We start from the raw sequence: 16,550 nt of genomic DNA, 5'->3' as shown, positions 1-16,550 counted from the left end.
TGAGGTGAAAAAATAGTAACGGGTAGCCGGCGGCTACCCGTTTTTTTTTTGCGTGAACGTTTTTTTCAGTGAAAAGCCGTCGATAAACAGGTTATACCCGACTGAAATGAAGCCGGAATAAAACAGGGCGAAATTTTCCTTAATACGAACGAATTCGCTCCGGGGGAATAAATAATTGCGGCGAGGGTAACAACGCTATATCGGCCGGTTTTTAACGGCAACTGTTCTGAAACTCGAATTATCTGAGGGATCGGTTATTCTTCAATAAAAGGCAGCAAGTAGTCTGGTGACGTTTTTCAACATCGTTTATAGCCGTGTCTTTTTATGGCTATGTCTTGTTATGACTGTGTCTCGTTTATAACTGCGTCCAGTTTATGGCTATCCCCAAATAGGGTGAAGGCGGGCTGGGTTTTATGATGGGGCCGGTTTGATAATGATGTTGCAACGATATCGCGCCAGACATTGACTCCTTTTAAGGAGCGGAAAAATGACACTGACTGAACAAGCCCGTGTATTTGCTACCGAGGCGCATGCCGCCTGCGAGCAGAAGCGGAAATATACCGGCGAGCCCTATATTGTCCACCCGGCGGCGGTGGTCACTTTGCTGATGCAAATCGAGCCGTCGCAGGAGATGATTGCTGCCGCCTGGTTGCACGATACGGTGGAAGATACCCCCGTAACGCTGGAACAGGTGTCAGCAATGTTTGGCGCGCAGGTGGCTCGCTATGTGGAAATGCTGACTGATGTCCACACCCGGCAACATGGCGGCGAGCGCATTCATCGCAAGAATGCCAATTTGCTGCACAGTGCGGTTGCCTGCCCGGAGGCGCAGAGCATCAAGCTGTGCGATCTGATTGATAACAGTCGCAATGTACTGGAGCAAGACCCGGCGTTTGCCCGGCCATATATGGTGGAAATGCGTCGTTTGCTGGCGGTGCTGACGCAAGGAGACCCGCGGCTGTACGCCGCTGCGACCCGCCAGTGCGATCACACCATCCTGTGCATCCATCGTGAGATGGGCGACGACAACTGGTATCAGCAGCTATGGCAGCAGTATGACGCTCACCTGCCGCTGAGCACGGTGCTGGAGCGAACGCAGGAATGGGTGTGAGCCTGTGCCCACGGCGTTTTAACGCCCGAGACTTCTCAACTGGGTGCAAAACGGGCAGTTGCAACCGCTGACCGAGGTGGCATCACAGCTCCCCAACTGTCCCGCTTGCTGACCGGTAGCGATATGGCCGTTGCTGAAGGCCGTTTCCACCTGCGCCAGTTTCATGGCGTCATTCGGGTTGACAGGCGCCAGTTTGGCCTGAAACGCCGAGGCGTTGGCCGCGGCAAACGAGAGAAAAACCAGCGACATCCTGAGTTTCATGACAGACCGCCTTGTCACGCAACGCGTGTTGAAAAGGAAATATTGCCGCCTGTTATAACATAACCTTTTCAACCCCACATCCCCGGTTGTTGTTGGATCATCGTACAGTTTGTAAGCGTTCATGACGGCTATTATGCCGCGGGCATTTGCGACAGGTTTGACAACGCTTACGGGTTTCTTTATTTTCCCTTCCCTTAATTGTTATGTTATAACGTAACACATTTGATTCGGGAGGCGTTATTCTATGTGGCAGACCATGCCGCCGTTATTGCGGGTAGAGCATCTGAACGTGACGCACGCCACCGGCCAATCGGTACTGAGCGATATTCACTTTTCGGTCGGCGAGCGTGAGTGCCTGGCGATTGTCGGCCCTAACGGCAGCGGTAAATCCACGCTGTTGCGTGCGCTGCTGCATGAACCGCCGCCCGCCAGCGGCGGTGTCTGGTTGGGGGATAAGCCGCTGGCGCAGCTGTCTCGCCGGCAGCGGGCGCGGCGTATGGCGCTGATGAGCCAGCATGATGCTCCCAGCCTGACGCTCACGGTAGAGGAGTATGTGTCGCTCGGCTGCCTGCCGCATGTGGATGTTCTGTCGGCGGCGGCGCAGCAGGACACGGTAGCGCAAGTGCTGGAGGAGACCGGCTTGTGGCCGTTGCGGCTGCGCAAGTTGGCGGCGTTGTCGGGGGGAGAGCGTCAGCGGGCGTTTCTGGCGCGTGCGCTGGCACAGCGCCCGGAGGTACTGCTGCTGGACGAACCGACCAATCATCTGGACCCGCTCGGTCGAGCGGCATTGCTGGCGCTGGTGAAGCAACGCGGTATTGCCGTGGTGGCGGTACTGCACGATTTATCGCTGGTGGAGCCGTTTGCCGACCGGGTACTGGTGTTGTGCCACGGCCGTCAGGTGAGCTGGGACGTCCCCGCACGGGCGCTGGCCAGTGAGTGCACCTACCCGGTATTTGGTGTGCACAGCTTCACCGTGCCGCATCCCCAGAGCGGACGGCCGTTGCGCCTGTTTGACGTGCCTGCCGGTACGAGTGGATTCATAACCAGAGGAACGCTATGAAAAGAGCATGTATTGGCCAATGGCCGTTCGGGCGAGTTGTCTGCCTGATGGGTTTTTTGTTGGGATTCGGCGTCAGTGTGGCGCAGGCGTCGGGGTTTCCGGTGACGGTACAGAGTTGCGGCAAGCCGCTGACCTTCACTCAGGCGCCGCAGCGCGCCATCATCAACGATCTCAATATGTCGGAAATGGCGTTTGCGCTGCATCTGCAACCGCAGGTCGTCGGTCTGACCGGCATCAGCGGTTGGTACAAGATGACGCCGGAATTTCGCCGACAAATGGGCGCGATCCCGGAGCTGTCGCCGAAATACCCGTCGCTGGAAACCCTGCTGGGCGCCAACCCGGATTTTTTCTTCGCCGGCTGGAATTACGGCATGAAGGTGGGCGGCGAGGTGACGCCGGATACGCTGGCAAAATACGGCATCAAGACGCTGGTGCTGAGCGAAAGTTGTATTTTCGAAGACCCACATCGCCCGCGCGCCGGCATGGCGCTGCTGTATGACGATGTGCTGACGCTGGGGAAAATTTTCGGCCGTGCCGAACAGGCGCAGGCGCTGGTCGAACAGTGGCGGGCTCGGCTGGCGGCGTTGCCGAAACCGCCGTCAGGCCAGGCTCCGCTTAAAGTGTTTGTGTATGACTCCGGTGAAGACAAGCCTTTTACCAGCGGGTTGTATGCGATGCCGACCGCGATTATCGACGCGGCGGGCGGGCGTAATGTGATGGATGGTATGACGGCGAGTTGGGCCGCCACATCCTGGGAAACGGTTGCGGCGGCGGAGCCGGATCTGATCATTTTGCTGGATTATCAGAACGGCGGTGGCGCCGCAGCGTTACAACATGTTCTGGAGTCACATCCGCTGATGAAGCACACCCCGGCGGTGGAGCGTCGGCGCTACCTGAAGCTGCAATACGCGGAACTGACGCCGGGGCCGGCCAATATCGCAGCGATTGAAAAACTTGCGCGTACGCTTTATCCGGCTGGCGGCCAATAATGCGCGAAGGCCGTCATTACGCGGCAGTTTGCCTGCTGGCTGTGCTGGCGCTACTGGCGACGATGCTGTTCAGCACGGCGGTGGGCGCCATTCGGATTCCATTCTCGCAGGTGCTGGCGTCGCTGATGCCTGAACACGGCGGTGTACCGGATAATGTGCGTCGCATCGTGCTGGAACTGCGTTTACCACGCACCCTGTTGGCGGCTATCACCGGTGCCGGGCTGGCGATAGTCGGCGCCTTGCTGCAAACCACCACCCGCAACGATCTGGCGGATCCCTTCCTGTTCGGTTTATCTTCCGGCGCATCGGCCGGGGCCGTGCTGGTGATGACCCGCTTTGGCGAAGGGTTCGGCGCTTTCACGCTGCCGGTTGCGGCGTTTGGCGGCGGCATCTGTTCGGCGTTGGCGGTGATGCTGTTGTTCTTCCTGCGCCAGGGGCGGCAGGCGGAGCATCTGGTGATCTGCGGGCTGGCGATTTCCTTCCTGTTCGGGGCGTTGACCAGCTATCTGGTGTTTTCCGGTGATCAACGCGCCGCCAGTGCGGTGCTGTTTTGGTCACTGGGCGGGCTGGGGCTGGCGCGTTGGGATAATTTGCCGGTGGCGTTGTGCAGCCTGCTGGTATTAATCGGGGTTGTGCAGGCGCGCTGGCGGTCGCTGGACGGCCTGTTGGCCGGCGAACAGACGGCGGCGTCGCTGGGGGTGGATGTCAACCGGCTACGCCTTGAGGTGTTTCTGTGCTGCGCGCTGGCGACGGCGCTGCTGGTGTCGCTGACCGGCGTGATCGGGTTTGTCGGGCTAATGGTGCCGCATTTATGCCGTCCATTAACCGGGGCGCGCCATCGGCGGTTGATCCTGCTGTGCGGCTTGCTGGGCGCGGTGTTGCTGGGTATCGGCGATACCTTCAGCCGTATTTTGCTGCCGTCGCAGGAACTGCCGGTGGGGGTCGTCACCGCCGGGTTAGGCGGCGTTTTTGTGATGGTGCTGCTGGCAAAACGTTAGGTATTGCTTATCGATTTGATACAGACAACGCATTAGCGACAGGCGTCACATTTCTGTACCTTACATCTCAAGGCAAACACATTGAGACACTTGAGGAAACAGAGATGTCCGTTATCAACACTAAAGTTAAACCGTTTAAAAATCAGGCTTTTAAAGATGGTCAGTTCATCGAAGTCACCGAGCAGAACATCGAAGGCAAATGGAGCGTGTTCTTCTTCTATCCGGCTGACTTTACGTTTGTCTGCCCGACTGAATTGGGCGATGTAGCGGATTATTACGACGAATTCCAGAAAATCGGCGTCGATATTTACTCTGTATCCACCGATACCCACTTTACTCACAAAGCCTGGCACAGCAGCTCCGACACCATCGCCAAGATCAAATACGCGATGATCGGCGACCCGACCGGCGCGCTGACCCGTAACTTCGAAAACATGCGTGAAGATCAGGGCCTGGCCGACCGCGGTACTTTCATCGTTGACCCGCAGGGCATCATTCAGGCGGTGGAAATCACGGCTGAAGGCATTGGTCGTGACGCATCCGACCTGCTGCGCAAGGTGAAAGCCGCTCAGTACGTCGCTTCTCACCCAGGTGAAGTGTGCCCGGCCAAATGGAAAGAAGGTGATGCCACGCTGGCGCCGTCTCTGGACCTGGTCGGCAAAATTTAAGCCCGACTCTCCCTCTGATGTTTTTATCGGGTGCGTTGCACCCGATTTTTTACGCCAACGCCAAGGATAATCTATGCTCGACAATAACATGCAGCTCCAGTTGAAAGCCTATCTGGAAAAATTAACCAAACCTGTTGAGTTAGTGGCGACGCTGGACGACTCAGCTAAGTCCGCGGAAGTTCGTGCATTATTGACCGAGATCGCCGGGCTGTCCGACAAAGTCAGTTTCTTTGAAAATAACGAGCTGCCGGTGCGTAAGCCGTCGTTTCTGGTGACCAATCCCGGCGCCGCCAATGGGCCGCGTTTTGCCGGTGCGCCGATGGGGCATGAATTTACCTCGCTGGTGCTGGCATTGCTGCAAACAGGTGGTCATCCGTCGAAGGAAGCGCAAGAATTACTCGATCAAATCCGCGATCTGGACGGTAAATTCCACTTCGAAACCTATTATTCGCTGACCTGCCACAACTGCCCGGATGTGGTGCAGGCGCTGAATTTAATGTCGATCCTGAACCCGAATGTGACCCACACCGCGATTGACGGCGGCGTGTTTCAGGATGAGATCAAAGACCGCAATATCATGGGCGTTCCCACGGTATTCCTGAACGGCGAGCATTTCAGTCAGGGCCGTATGAGCCTGGCGGAAATCGTCGGCAAGATAGACACCGGCGCGACTGCCCGCGTGGTCGACAAACTCAACAGCCGCCCGGTGTATGACGTGCTGATCGTCGGCAGCGGCCCGGCAGGGGCGGCGGCGGCCGTGTATGCGGCCCGTAAAGGCATCCGCACCGGTTTGATGGGCGAACGTTTCGGCGGCCAGATTCTGGATACCGTCGATATCGAAAACTATATTTCGGTGCCGAAGACCGAAGGCGCCAAACTGGCGACCGCGCTGAAAACCCATGTGGACGACTACGATGTCGACGTTATCGATTTGCAGAGCGCGCAAAAACTGATCCCGGCCGCTGAACCGGGCCAGCCGCACCAGATCGAAACCGCCTCCGGCGCCGTGCTGAAGTCCCGTAGCATTATCATTGCCACCGGTGCGCGCTGGCGCAACATGAACGTGCCGGGCGAAGATCAGTACCGCACCCGCGGCGTAACCTATTGCCCGCATTGCGACGGCCCGCTGTTTAAAGGCAAACATGTGGCGGTGATCGGCGGCGGCAACTCCGGCGTGGAAGCGGCCATCGACCTGGCGGGCGTAGTCAAACACGTCACCCTGCTGGAGTTCGCACCGGAGCTGAAAGCGGATTCGGTGTTGCAAGACAAGCTGCGCAGCCTGCCGAATGTGGATGTGATCGTCAATGCGCAAACCACCGAAGTGCTGGGCGACGGCCAGAAAGTCACTGGCTTGCAATATAAAGATCGCACTACCGACAGCATTCACAAGCTGGCGCTGGAAGGGATTTTCGTGCAGATCGGCCTGCTGCCGAATACCGGTTGGTTGGAAGGCGCGGTTGAGCGTAACCGCATCGGCGAAATCGAGATCGATGCCCGTTGCGAAACCAGCGTGAAAGGCGTGTTTGCCGCCGGGGACTGCACCACCGTGCCTTACAAACAGATTATCATCGCCACTGGCGAGGGCGCGAAAGCCTCCCTGAGCGCGTTTGACTATTTAATCAGAACGCAGGCGTAACAACCTCCGGCCTGAACCCTATTCCATCCTGTGGCCTGACCGGCCATTTTGGGGCAGTTACTCTCATATACCAACCTGACCCGCCCCTTCAGTGTCTCTGAAGGGGTTTTTTTTATGCGCGATAAGACGATGACGTGATAAGACGATGAATTGTTGTACCACGGCGCTGATGCCTGTCAGGTGGTTAACGGCACGGTGGCGACCGGTTGGCCGATGTTGAATTGCGTGTCGAAGGCGAACATGTCGTTGAACACGCAGAACTCCGGCACACCCAGTTCCAGTACCGGCACCTGTTGTTGCAGGTAACGCAGGCACGCCTGCTGGGTTTTCAGATACGCTTGCGATTCTTCTTCCGTCATCCAGCGCGTCAGATACCCCAGCGTAACGTGAAAGCCATAGGTGTCGTGGTCCGGCGCGCGGATAGCCAGCCGCTCGGATAACCGATCACGCAGTGTGCGCAGTTTACGCTCCTCGTTGTCATCTACCGGCGTCAGGCGAATTGTGGCGCCGGAATCCTGCTGCGCATTGAACTCGGTGATGCGCATTTTAAACGGTAGCGAGGCTTGCAGAGAGAATCCCGTCAGCTTGCGTGCCAGATAGTCGGTACAGATCTGTAACGGCGCATCGGTGGGCAGGCCGGCAGGCCAGAACGGCAATCGGCGTTTGGATTCGGTCACGCCTTCAAATACCGTCATGTGGTAGCTGGAGGGTGGGGTGAACGTCAGGCAATGACTGAAGTCCTGTTGTTTGAGCGTATCACGAACGGTCATCAACGCATTCGATGCGGCGGACCCCAGCGGGATGTGGGAAATAATGGTGTTGCCGGGGAAACGACGCACGCTGCCGTCGGGATTGAATTTGCCGCCGATGTCGCGCGGCGTCGGCACCAGAGAACCGGATGGACGCATGGTGTTGAACGTGTCGTCGGCGCGGGCAAATAACGACATGCCGTAAGCCAGTAGCGGCAGTTGTAGGACGAGGCGGCGGCGTAACGGGTTCATCATTCCTCCCAGAACGTAGATGGACGAAAAACGTATGCATTGGCCTAGGGTAGGCGCACTTTGATGACGGGTAAATTTCATTCCCCCGTTGAGTTGTAAGCGGATCTTAATCGCACTGGCCTGACATATCGCTGTCATCGGTCGGTGACAGAGTGGATTTTGGGCTTCGTCATGCGTGTTGACGCCAACGTCTTCATTGATTTCACCACAGCAGGAAAAACCGATTATGTTTCCTCAACCGCCATCGCCGGTACTCAGCCCGGAACCCCGTCTTGCCAACGATGTAAAAGCTCACCATATCGAACTGGGACGCTGGACAGAAGTGGCCGAGCGTACTGTGCTCAACCACGTTTTGCTGGGTGACTACAGCTACATCATGAATGACTGCGACCTGATGTTTACCCGCATTGGTAAATTTAGCTCGATCGCTTCGCACGTGCGCATCAATCCCAGCAATCACCCGTGGTGGAGACCGACGCTACACCATTTTACCTACCGTCCCGGCAAATACCGGCTGAGTGACAACCCGGCGGCGGTGGACGAGGACATTTTCAACTGGCGGCAGCAGGATGAAGTGGTGATCGGCCATGACGTCTGGATTGGTCATGGGGCGATTGTGCTGCCGGGTGTGACCATCGGCAACGGTGCTATCGTCGGGGCGGGGAGTATCGTGACCAAATCGGTGCCGGCCTGGACGGTGGTGGTCGGCAATCCGGCGCGGGTGCTGCGCCCACGCTTTGACGATCCGGCGGTGGCGGAAAGGCTGGAGCAGTTGTGCTGGTGGGATTGGCCAGACGAAAAAATTCGCCAGCATTTGCACCTGTTCCAGCAGGATGTGACCGAATTTGTCGATTATTTCTACCGCGACGCGGTTTGCCCGTTATCGAACGACAATCAACTGCCGCGATAGGTCGACCACGACCAAGGCGAAATCAGAAACGGCAGGTGGTAGTGCCCGGCGTCGCCCAGTCGCACGTCGATTTGTGCGCTGACGTATAACGCGTCGCGCTGGCTGGCGGCAAACCAGCGGCCGATGTCCGCGGTCAGCCGGTAATGACCGGCGGGCAACGGATCGGGTGTGAAGGCGGTAATGCGGCCGTCATTGTCGGTTTGCCGTTGCGCCACCGGCTGCCAGGCGTCCTGGACGCGTCGTTCCAGTACAACGTCGACGCCGACGGCCGGCCGGCCCAGCGCGGTATCCAGAATATGGGTGCTGAGCGTACTCATTCGCCAACCGTTCCTTCCAGTCTGAGCAGGGTGATTTGGCGCAACTGTTCCAGCGCCTCCGCTGTTTCTTGCTGGTCATTGTTTTGCAGACGGCGGTGCAAAATTTGCAGGATTTCCTCGCCGCTGCGGCCTTTGGCGCGAATTAAAAACACCCGACCAAAGCGGGATTCATAACGAGCGTTGCCCGTGCGCAACGCGGCGGCCAGCGAGCTGTTGCCGGTCTGCACCACCGCCTGTTCCTGACGGGAAAAACCGGCCTCCGGCGTGGCTCCCGGCGCTTGTTCGCCAATGCGCGGATGGGTACGCAGCGCCTGAGCCAGCTCTTCTTCCTGCCAGCCTTGCGTAGCTTGCAACCCGGCCGCCAGCAGCGCGGCGCGGTTGCCATAGGGGCGTCCGGCGGTGACCTGTTTTGCCCAGCCGGGCAGCGCTACGCACGGCGTCAGTAACGTCACCGCTTCGCTGACGTTAAGTAGGTTAAACTGTTCCAGCGTGATCATTGTCTCTCCTTGTTCGGTTGTATTGACGCAAGACGGCGTGAAGTCCCTGTTGTCACGCCGGTTTTACAGGATAGGATGTTGTCTGCGCTCTGAGTTTTGCAACTATCGTGCCAGTCATAATCTGACCGGTGGGTCAGAAAACGCTGTGGTGTGAGGCGTACAGCTGATACATGCTGGCGCAGCGGGCTGCACTTTTTTGGTGCGGCTGTTTTGGTGCGACTGTTTTGGTGCGGCTGACGCACGCGCACGCTTACCCCAATGATGCCGGACGACGACTTGCGGTATCCGCCTCCAGTTGTTCAATCACCTGGGTGAAGTGAGTAATCACTAATTGAGCTGCCCTCGACAACTGGCGACTGGGCGCGACGCACAGTGCCAGCGTCAACGGCCGCACCGCCTGATGGGCGAACGGCACGAACGCCAGCGACCCCTCGTTAACCTCAGTATAGACATCCAGCAAGCTCAGTACGCCGACCCCCGCGCCCTGACGCACCAGTGATTTCATCGCCCGCAGGTCGTTGCATACCATGGTTTGCGCCGGGTTCAGGTTGTGGCGGTGGTACAACGCTTCGGCTCGCTCGTGCACCATGAGCGGTGCGGCAGGTAATAGCTGACGATCCGCCGTCAACTGGCTAATAGTGAGTGCTTGCTCGCTTGCCAGTTTATGTTGCGGGGGCATCACTGCGCCGATGGGGATTTCAGTAAACGCACGCACCTCGATACCCCGTCCTTCCAGCGGCTCGAGCAGCAGGCCGATATCCACCTCAGCCTGCGCCACCAGATCGTTGATGGTGTGGCTTTCGTGGGTGCGAATATCAAAGGTCAGGTGAGGGTATTGACGGCCGATCGACGCCAGCGCCTGAATCATCGGCCCGTCGCTTAGCGCGGCGATCATCGCCACCGATACGTGGCCGCGTCGTAGTCCTTGCAGGTCATCAAACCGCTGGCGAGTGAGCGCGTACTCCTTTTTCCAGCGGCGTAAATCGCTATACAGCAGTTCGCCGGCGGTGGTCAGCCGCAGTCCGGCGGGTAACCGCTCGAACAGCAGCGTTTCCATCTCCGCTTCCGCCATCAGGATCTGTCGGTTGATGGCGGAACTGGAGACATGCAGTGTCTCGGCGGCCTTGCGCAGGCTGCCGCTACGGGCAACCGCCATGAAGTAGTGGGAAAAACGGGAAAAAGGATCCATGCCTGTCACCGAATGAATGTTGCTGCCTGTACGAATTTTTGCAGCGAAGATGTTAAAAATCTATTATGGACTGCAACACTTGCTGTTATCCACAATAACCTCACCTGATGATTTTTACGACAGCCGGCCGCCGCCGGCCTGAAAGGTGATGTGATGAAACCCACACTGACTCCCCCTGCACACTGCTCTTTTGACGTCGATGACTGGAGCCGTCTGGCGCGCTGCTGGCACCCGGTCGCTCTGGCGAGCGAGGTCGGCCCGGCGCCGATATCGGTCACATTGTTGGATGAACAACTGGTGGTATACCGCATTGATGACGAAATCGTGGTGGCGCGCGATATCTGTCCGCACCGCGGCGTGCCGCTGAGCATGGGGTCGCACGACGGCGAGGGCGTCGTCTGCCCCTATCACGGCCTGCGCTTCGGCGCCGGCGGCCGTTGCAACCGGGTGCCGGCCAGCCCCCATCAGCCGGTTCCGGCCAAATTGCACCTGAATACGTTTGCTGCGTGCCAGCAGTACGGGCTGGTGTGGGTCTGCCTTGATCCGCCGGACGGCATTGCACCGGAGCTGCCGTTTATGCCGCACTGGGACGAGGCCGGATTTCAGCAGATTGTCTGCCCGTCGTTTGATATCGCCGGGTTCGCCGGTCGCCAGATTGAAGGTTTTCTGGATGTGGCGCATTTCGCCTGGGTACATACCGATACCTTCGCCGATCCGGACAATCAGCAGGTGCCGGACTATCAGCCGGTGGAAACGCCGTACGGCTTTTACGTTGATTACCTCAGTTCGGTGTCGAATTTCGCCCGAGGCTCCGGGCGTCAGGCACCGGAGGGATTTGTCTGGCAGCGTCATTTCGAGATATTCCTGCCGTTTACCGCGACGCTCACCATCCATTTTCCCGAGGAGGGACGGCTGGTGATCATGAACGCCGCTTCACCGGTATCGGCGCGTAAAACACGGCTGTTTGTGCCGATCGCCCGTAATTTTGATCGGCATATTCCGGTGGAGGAGGTCCATGCGTTCAATCTGCGGGTGTTCGAGGAGGACCGGGTCATGGTGGAAAGCCAGCGGCCTGAACGCCTGCCGTTGGACCTGACGCTGGAGGCGCATATTCCGGCGGATCGCAGTTCGATTGCCTACCGCCGCGGCCTGAAAAAGCTGGGATACGGCGAATTCTTTCTGGCGTGACGGGAGCGTGAATCATGAACACCCTGAATGTGGTTGTCGATGCCTTGTCCCGTCAGGGCGAGGGTAACCTGGCATTACGGCTGACGGCGGCGGATGAACAGCCATTGCCTGCCTTTGAGGCCGGCGCACACGTGGATTTACACTTGCCGAATGGGTTAACGCGGCCCTATTCGCTGGCGGGCGATCCGTCGGATCGCAGCCACTATCTGCTGTGCGTGCGGCATGACGCGGCATCCCGCGGCGGCTCTCGTTATGTGCATACCGCGTTGCGGGTCGGGCAGCGGCTGATGATTTCTCCGCCGCGCAATGCTTTTGTGCTGCAACCGGCTTGCGGATACCTGCTGCTGGCGGGCGGCATCGGCATCACACCGTTGCTGGCGATGGCGCACGCGCTGGATCAGGCCGGGTTACCGTTCGAACTGCATTATTTCGTCCGCCACCGGCGCGAGCTGGCGTTCCGCGAGCAACTGAGCCGCGGTTTTCGCCACGGCTGTTGCCGGATCGGGTGCGCCGACGAAGGCGGCAGCCCGCGGAATCAATTGCCGGACAGCCTGCGCGACGGCGCGGAGGGCCGCCGTTTGTACCTGTGCGGGCCGGCTGGGTTCATGGCGCATGTGACGCGCAGCGCGTTGGCACATCACTGGCCGGCGTCGGCGATCCATACCGAGGCATTCGGCGCGCCGGTGCCCGTCTCTCGCGGCGATACCGACCAGCAGGCGTTCACCGTCGAACTGGCGTCCAGCGGCCGTGTGTTTACCGTGCCGCCGGAGAAAACCATCGCCGGTGTATTGCAGGAACATGAGGTGGCGGTGCCGCTGTCTTGCGAGATGGGCATGTGCGGCGCCTGCCTGACGCCGGTATGCGCAGGAACGCCGGATCACCGTGACAGCGTGCAGTCGGAAGCGGAGAAAAACGCGCCGCACCAGCAGATTGCGCTCTGCTGCTCCCGCAGCCGTTCGGCGCATCTGGTGATTGGGTTGTAGCGAATGTCACCACACAGGGTTACCTACACAAGGAGCGGCACAGATGAAAGCGCTGGTGATTGGCGCCGGTATCGGCGGGTTATGCGCGGCGGCGGCGTTGAAACAGGCCGGAATGGATTGCGAGCTGTTTGAAGCGGTCGCCGAAGTTAAACCGGTGGGCGCGGCGATTTCGGTGTGGCCGAACGGCGTGAAGTGTATGCGCGCGCTGGGCATGGGCGACATTCTGGACAGCGGCGGCGGCCCGATGCAGTTCATGGCCTATCAGGATGGACGGCTGGGCGACACGTTGACCCGGTTTAGCCTGCAACCGCTGGTGGAGCAGGTGGGGGAGCGGCCCTGTCCGGTGGCGCGAGCCGAATTGCAGGGGCAGATGTTGGATCACTGGGGGCGCGATCGGGTGCGGTTCGGCAAGCGCGTCAGCAAGGTGGAGGCGCAGGCCGACGGAATTGTGGCCCATTTCACCGATGGCAGCATTGCACAGGGCGCGTTGCTGATCGCCGCCGATGGCACACATTCGGCGGTGCGGCCGTATGTGCTCGGTTATACGCCCGCGCGGCGCTACGCCGGTTACGTCAACTGGAACGGGCTGGTGACGATAGATGACGCCATCGCGCCCGCCAACCAATGGACGACTTTCGTCGGTGAAGGTAAGCGGGTGTCGTTGATGCCGGTGTCGGAGGGGCGTTTCTATTTCTTTTTCGATGTGCCGCTGCCTGCCGGGCTGGCGGAAGATCGCTTTAGCGCTCGAAGGGATCTGCAACGTTATTTTGACGGCTGGTGCCCGGCGGTGCAGCGGTTGATCGCACAGCTTGACCCGCACAACATCAACCGGATTGAGATTCACGATATGGATCCGTTTGATCAACTGGTACGGGGGCGGGTGGCGCTGCTGGGCGACGCCGGTCACAGCACTACGCCGGATATCGGCCAGGGCGGCTGCGCGGCGATGGAGGATGCGGTGGTGTTGGGGCAGGCGTTGGCGGCGCACCGCTCGGTCGAAACGGCGTTACAGCATTATCAGGCGCAGCGCGTAGAACGGGTACGCGATCTGGTGCTGAAAGCGCGTAAACGTTGCGATCTGACCCACGGCAAAGCATGGGAGCAGACGCAGGCGTGGTATCGGGAACTGCGGCAGGAAACCGGCGAGCGCATCATCGCCGGATTGCGCGATACTGTACTGGGCGGCCCGCTGGCGTAGGGGGGGAACGACGGCGGTGTTGGGGCTGGCAGCGCGCCGGGTGCCGACTCGCCGCCGGCATCCTGCCGCTGGTCCACGTCTTGCGGCGCGGATCCGGTTCGCTTTCCCGGCGTGACATGCTTGTCTGCTGTTGTGCGGGTGCTACGTGGATGTTACGTGGATTGCGGCTGATGCGCGGCAACCGGCGACAGGCGCAGCAAGCGCAACCCGTTGCCCACTACCAGCAGGCTGGCGCCCACATCGGCGAACACCGCCATCCACATGGTGCCCAGCCCCAGCAAGGTGAGCGTCAGAAACAGGGCTTTGATGCCAAGCGCCAATGCAATGTTCTGGATTAATATGGTGTGGGTCGATTTGGAAATACGCACGAATTCCGGGATCTTGCGCAGATCGTCATTCATTAACGCCACATCGGCGGTTTCAATCGCGCTGTCGGCACCCATCGCGCCCATGGCGAAACCGATATCTGCGCGAGCCAGCGCCGGGGTGTCGTTGATACCGTCACCCACCATACCGGTTACGCCCTGCGCTGAGAGTCGCTCGATTTGCGACAGCTTATCTTCCGGCAACAGGTTGCCGCGCGCTTCATCAATTCCCACTTCACGGGCGATGGCCTGCGCCACGTGCTGGTTGTCGCCGGTGAGCATCAGGGTTTTGATACCGGCCTGATGCAGTGCGTTGATAGCCTCCCGACTGGACGGTTTCACTGTGTCGGCCACCGCCATCAGGGCCAGAATGCGTTGTTCGTCACCCAGAATGATCGTGGTATTGCCTGCCTGTTCCAGCGTGGTTAAGCGCCCGACAATACCTTCGGCCATCTCGCCCAGCCACTCGCGGGCCAGCCGCAGATTGCCGAGAAAATAACGTTGGCCTTGCAGCGTACCGATGACACCCTGCCCGGCGACGGCACTGAAGTTATCGACGTCGATCAACGGCGTGCCGGCGTCTTGCGCGGCTCTCGCCACCGCCTGCGATACCGGGTGGTCTGAACGGCCGGCCAGGCTGGCGGCCAGTTGCCGGCAGTGGGCTTCGTCAACGTCTGAGACCGCTTCAAAGCCGGTCTGCACCGGTTTGCCGTGGGTCAGCGTGCCGGTTTTGTCCAGCGCCAGCCAGGAGAGCGCATGGCCTTTTTCCAGAAAGACGCCGCCTTTGATCAGAATACCGCGCCGCGCCGCCGCCGCCAGCCCGCTGACGATGGTCACCGGGGTGGAGATCACCAGCGCGCACGGACAGGCGATCACCAGCAGCACCAGTGCCTTGTAGGTCCACTCCAGCCAGCTACCGCCGGTAAACAGCGGCGGCAGTACTGCCACCAGCAGTGCGCCGAGAAAGACCAACGGGGTGTAAACGCGGGCGAACTGATCGACAAATCGCTGGGTCGGCGCTTTGGTGCCTTGCGCCTGTTCCACCGCGTGAATAATCCGCGCCAGTGTGGTGTTGGCAGTGGCCGCCGTCACCCGATATTCAAACGAACCGCTTTCATTGATGGTGCCGGCAAATACGCTGTCGCCGACGCGTTTATCCACCGGCAGGCTTTCACCGGTAATCGGCGCCTGATTGACCGCGGAATGGCCGCGGGTGATGTCGCCGTCCAGCGCGATACGCTCGCCGGGCCGTACCCGCACGATGCTGCCGGGGGTGACGGTGTTGGCCTCCTGGTCGCGCCAACTGCCGTCCGGCTGCTGTACCGTGGCGGTGTCCGGTGCCAGATTCATCAACCCGGCGATGGCGTTGCGGGCTCTGTCCAGCGAGCGCGCCTCAATGTGCTCGGCAAGCGTAAACAGCACCATCACCATCGCCGCTTCCGGCCACTGTTGCAGGATCAACGCGCCGGTTACCGCGATGCTCATCAGCGCATTAATATTCAGATTGCCGGTGCGAAGGGCGATCCAGCCTTTGCGATAGGTGGTCAGCCCGCTGGAAGCGACGGCGAGAATCGCCAGTAGCGCGGCCCACCATTCCGGCAGCCCGCTCCACTCCACCGCTTCCGCCGCTCCGGCAGCGACCACCGCCAGCCCCAGCGGCCACCAGGATTTTTTCGGTTCCGGCGGCAGAGACTCGCGCGCATTCCCGGTGCGGACTTCGGGTTCGAACCCTAGCGAGCGGATCGCGGCCAGTACCTTGTCCAGCCCGTCGTAATGGTGCGTGACGGTCATCACCCGTTGCATCAGGTTGAATTCCAGCGCGCTGACTTCCGGCAGGGTGTCGAGTTTTTTGCGCAGCAGCGTTTCTTCGGTCGGGCAATCCATCTGCATGATGCGAATAGGCGTACGTTGCTGGTCGCCGGTGCGCTCTGCCGCTGCCAGCGCTGAGACGGGAACAGTCGGCGTCGCCTTGTCGCAGCAGTGATGGGCGCATGACTGCGCTTTCGGGGCCTGTTCGTGGCGATGCGGCGTCCGCTCCGGCACGGCATGTGCCTGCGGCTGTGGCCGGAACAGGGCCTTGCCCGGTTTTCCCTGCGCCACGGGGTGGAACTGACGCGCAGGGGTGGAGGAATGTTTTTCTGACATGGTTGATTCCTGTTCGGGGTTTTGTTGTAGTAAA

The 16,550-nt window shown here is 59.8% G+C and carries 16 protein-coding genes; 10 read left to right on the top strand and 6 right to left on the bottom strand.

What is annotated here, in order from left to right:
• Positions 1-487: 487 nt before the first annotated feature.
• Positions 488-1,111 (top strand): HD domain-containing protein, encoded by a 624-nt coding sequence (locus DCH402_RS17900; RefSeq protein WP_040002588.1) that lies wholly within the window; start codon positions 488-490, stop codon positions 1,109-1,111.
• 18 nt (positions 1,112-1,129) lie between these two features.
• Here DCH402_RS17900 and DCH402_RS17895 read toward each other — a convergent pair whose 3' ends face one another.
• Positions 1,130-1,372, bottom strand: coding sequence for a hypothetical protein (locus DCH402_RS17895; RefSeq protein ID WP_040002586.1), 243 nt, complete (start codon positions 1,370-1,372; stop codon positions 1,130-1,132).
• Positions 1,373-1,616: 244 nt separating this feature from the next.
• On the opposite strand from DCH402_RS17895, the gene DCH402_RS17890 reads away from it, so the two are divergent.
• The 5 genes from DCH402_RS17890 (at position 1,617) to ahpF (ending at position 6,723) form a co-directional block, all read left to right on the top strand.
• The gene (locus tag DCH402_RS17890; RefSeq protein ID WP_040002585.1) at positions 1,617-2,432 is read left to right on the top strand and encodes an ABC transporter ATP-binding protein; all 816 of its coding nucleotides are present in this window, start codon (positions 1,617-1,619) and stop codon (positions 2,430-2,432) included.
• A gap of 47 nt (positions 2,433-2,479) precedes the next feature.
• Positions 2,480-3,421, top strand: a complete 942-nt coding sequence (locus DCH402_RS17885) for an ABC transporter substrate-binding protein (RefSeq protein WP_040003715.1) — start codon at positions 2,480-2,482, stop codon at positions 3,419-3,421.
• The gene (locus tag DCH402_RS17880) at positions 3,421-4,419 is read left to right on the top strand and encodes a FecCD family ABC transporter permease (RefSeq protein ID WP_040002584.1); all 999 of its coding nucleotides are present in this window, start codon (positions 3,421-3,423) and stop codon (positions 4,417-4,419) included. The genes DCH402_RS17885 and DCH402_RS17880 overlap by 1 nt, the downstream gene beginning before the upstream one ends.
• Before the next feature lie 104 nt (positions 4,420-4,523).
• The gene (gene ahpC, locus DCH402_RS17875; RefSeq protein WP_015847899.1) at positions 4,524-5,087 is read left to right on the top strand and encodes an alkyl hydroperoxide reductase subunit C; all 564 of its coding nucleotides are present in this window, start codon (positions 4,524-4,526) and stop codon (positions 5,085-5,087) included.
• 73 nt (positions 5,088-5,160) lie between these two features.
• The gene (gene ahpF, locus DCH402_RS17870; protein WP_040002582.1) at positions 5,161-6,723 is read left to right on the top strand and encodes an alkyl hydroperoxide reductase subunit F; all 1,563 of its coding nucleotides are present in this window, start codon (positions 5,161-5,163) and stop codon (positions 6,721-6,723) included.
• A 176-nt stretch (positions 6,724-6,899) separates the two neighbouring features.
• Here ahpF and DCH402_RS17865 read toward each other — a convergent pair whose 3' ends face one another.
• On the bottom strand, positions 6,900-7,727 hold the full coding sequence (locus tag DCH402_RS17865; RefSeq protein ID WP_226053137.1) for a DUF1868 domain-containing protein: 828 nt from the start codon (positions 7,725-7,727) through the stop codon (positions 6,900-6,902).
• A 223-nt stretch (positions 7,728-7,950) separates the two neighbouring features.
• Between DCH402_RS17865 and DCH402_RS17860 the strand changes: the two genes are divergently transcribed.
• Positions 7,951-8,634 (top strand): DapH/DapD/GlmU-related protein, encoded by a 684-nt coding sequence (locus tag DCH402_RS17860; protein ID WP_040002578.1) that lies wholly within the window; start codon positions 7,951-7,953, stop codon positions 8,632-8,634.
• Here the strand turns inward: DCH402_RS17860 and uraH are convergent.
• The 3 genes from uraH to DCH402_RS17845 all read right to left on the bottom strand — a co-directional run bounded on the left by uraH (position 8,619) and on the right by DCH402_RS17845 (position 10,637).
• Positions 8,619-8,951, bottom strand: a complete 333-nt coding sequence (gene uraH, locus DCH402_RS17855; protein WP_040002576.1) for a hydroxyisourate hydrolase — start codon at positions 8,949-8,951, stop codon at positions 8,619-8,621. The two genes, DCH402_RS17860 and uraH, sit on opposite strands and share 16 nt — an antisense overlap.
• Positions 8,948-9,448: a 2-oxo-4-hydroxy-4-carboxy-5-ureidoimidazoline decarboxylase gene (gene uraD / locus DCH402_RS17850; RefSeq protein ID WP_040002574.1), complete on the bottom strand. Its 501-nt coding sequence runs from the start codon at positions 9,446-9,448 to the stop codon at positions 8,948-8,950. Before uraD ends, uraH begins: the two co-directional genes overlap by 4 nt.
• A gap of 250 nt (positions 9,449-9,698) precedes the next feature.
• Positions 9,699-10,637, bottom strand: coding sequence for a LysR family transcriptional regulator (locus DCH402_RS17845; RefSeq protein ID WP_040002573.1), 939 nt, complete (start codon positions 10,635-10,637; stop codon positions 9,699-9,701).
• Between the two features lie 153 nt (positions 10,638-10,790).
• On the opposite strand from DCH402_RS17845, the gene DCH402_RS17840 reads away from it, so the two are divergent.
• From DCH402_RS17840 to hpxO, 3 genes are read left to right on the top strand one after another with little or no spacing between them, the layout of a single operon-like run.
• Positions 10,791-11,825, top strand: coding sequence for an aromatic ring-hydroxylating oxygenase subunit alpha (locus tag DCH402_RS17840; protein WP_040002571.1), 1,035 nt, complete (start codon positions 10,791-10,793; stop codon positions 11,823-11,825).
• Between the two features lie 14 nt (positions 11,826-11,839).
• The gene (locus DCH402_RS17835) at positions 11,840-12,808 is read left to right on the top strand and encodes a PDR/VanB family oxidoreductase (RefSeq protein ID WP_040002569.1); all 969 of its coding nucleotides are present in this window, start codon (positions 11,840-11,842) and stop codon (positions 12,806-12,808) included.
• 43 nt (positions 12,809-12,851) lie between these two features.
• Positions 12,852-14,006, top strand: a complete 1,155-nt coding sequence (hpxO, locus tag DCH402_RS17830) for an FAD-dependent urate hydroxylase HpxO (RefSeq protein ID WP_040002568.1) — start codon at positions 12,852-12,854, stop codon at positions 14,004-14,006.
• A 152-nt stretch (positions 14,007-14,158) separates the two neighbouring features.
• Here hpxO and DCH402_RS17825 read toward each other — a convergent pair whose 3' ends face one another.
• Positions 14,159-16,516, bottom strand: coding sequence for a heavy metal translocating P-type ATPase (locus DCH402_RS17825; protein ID WP_233276299.1), 2,358 nt, complete (start codon positions 16,514-16,516; stop codon positions 14,159-14,161).
• Between the last annotated feature and the right edge of the window lie 34 nt (positions 16,517-16,550).

It is taken from the genome of Dickeya chrysanthemi NCPPB 402 (assembly GCF_000406105.1).
In the GTDB taxonomy this organism is placed as follows: Bacteria; Pseudomonadota; Gammaproteobacteria; order Enterobacterales; family Enterobacteriaceae; genus Dickeya; species Dickeya chrysanthemi.
Note: the sequence above shows the minus strand (reverse complement) of the source record. Positions and strands in the feature narration are given on the sequence as shown.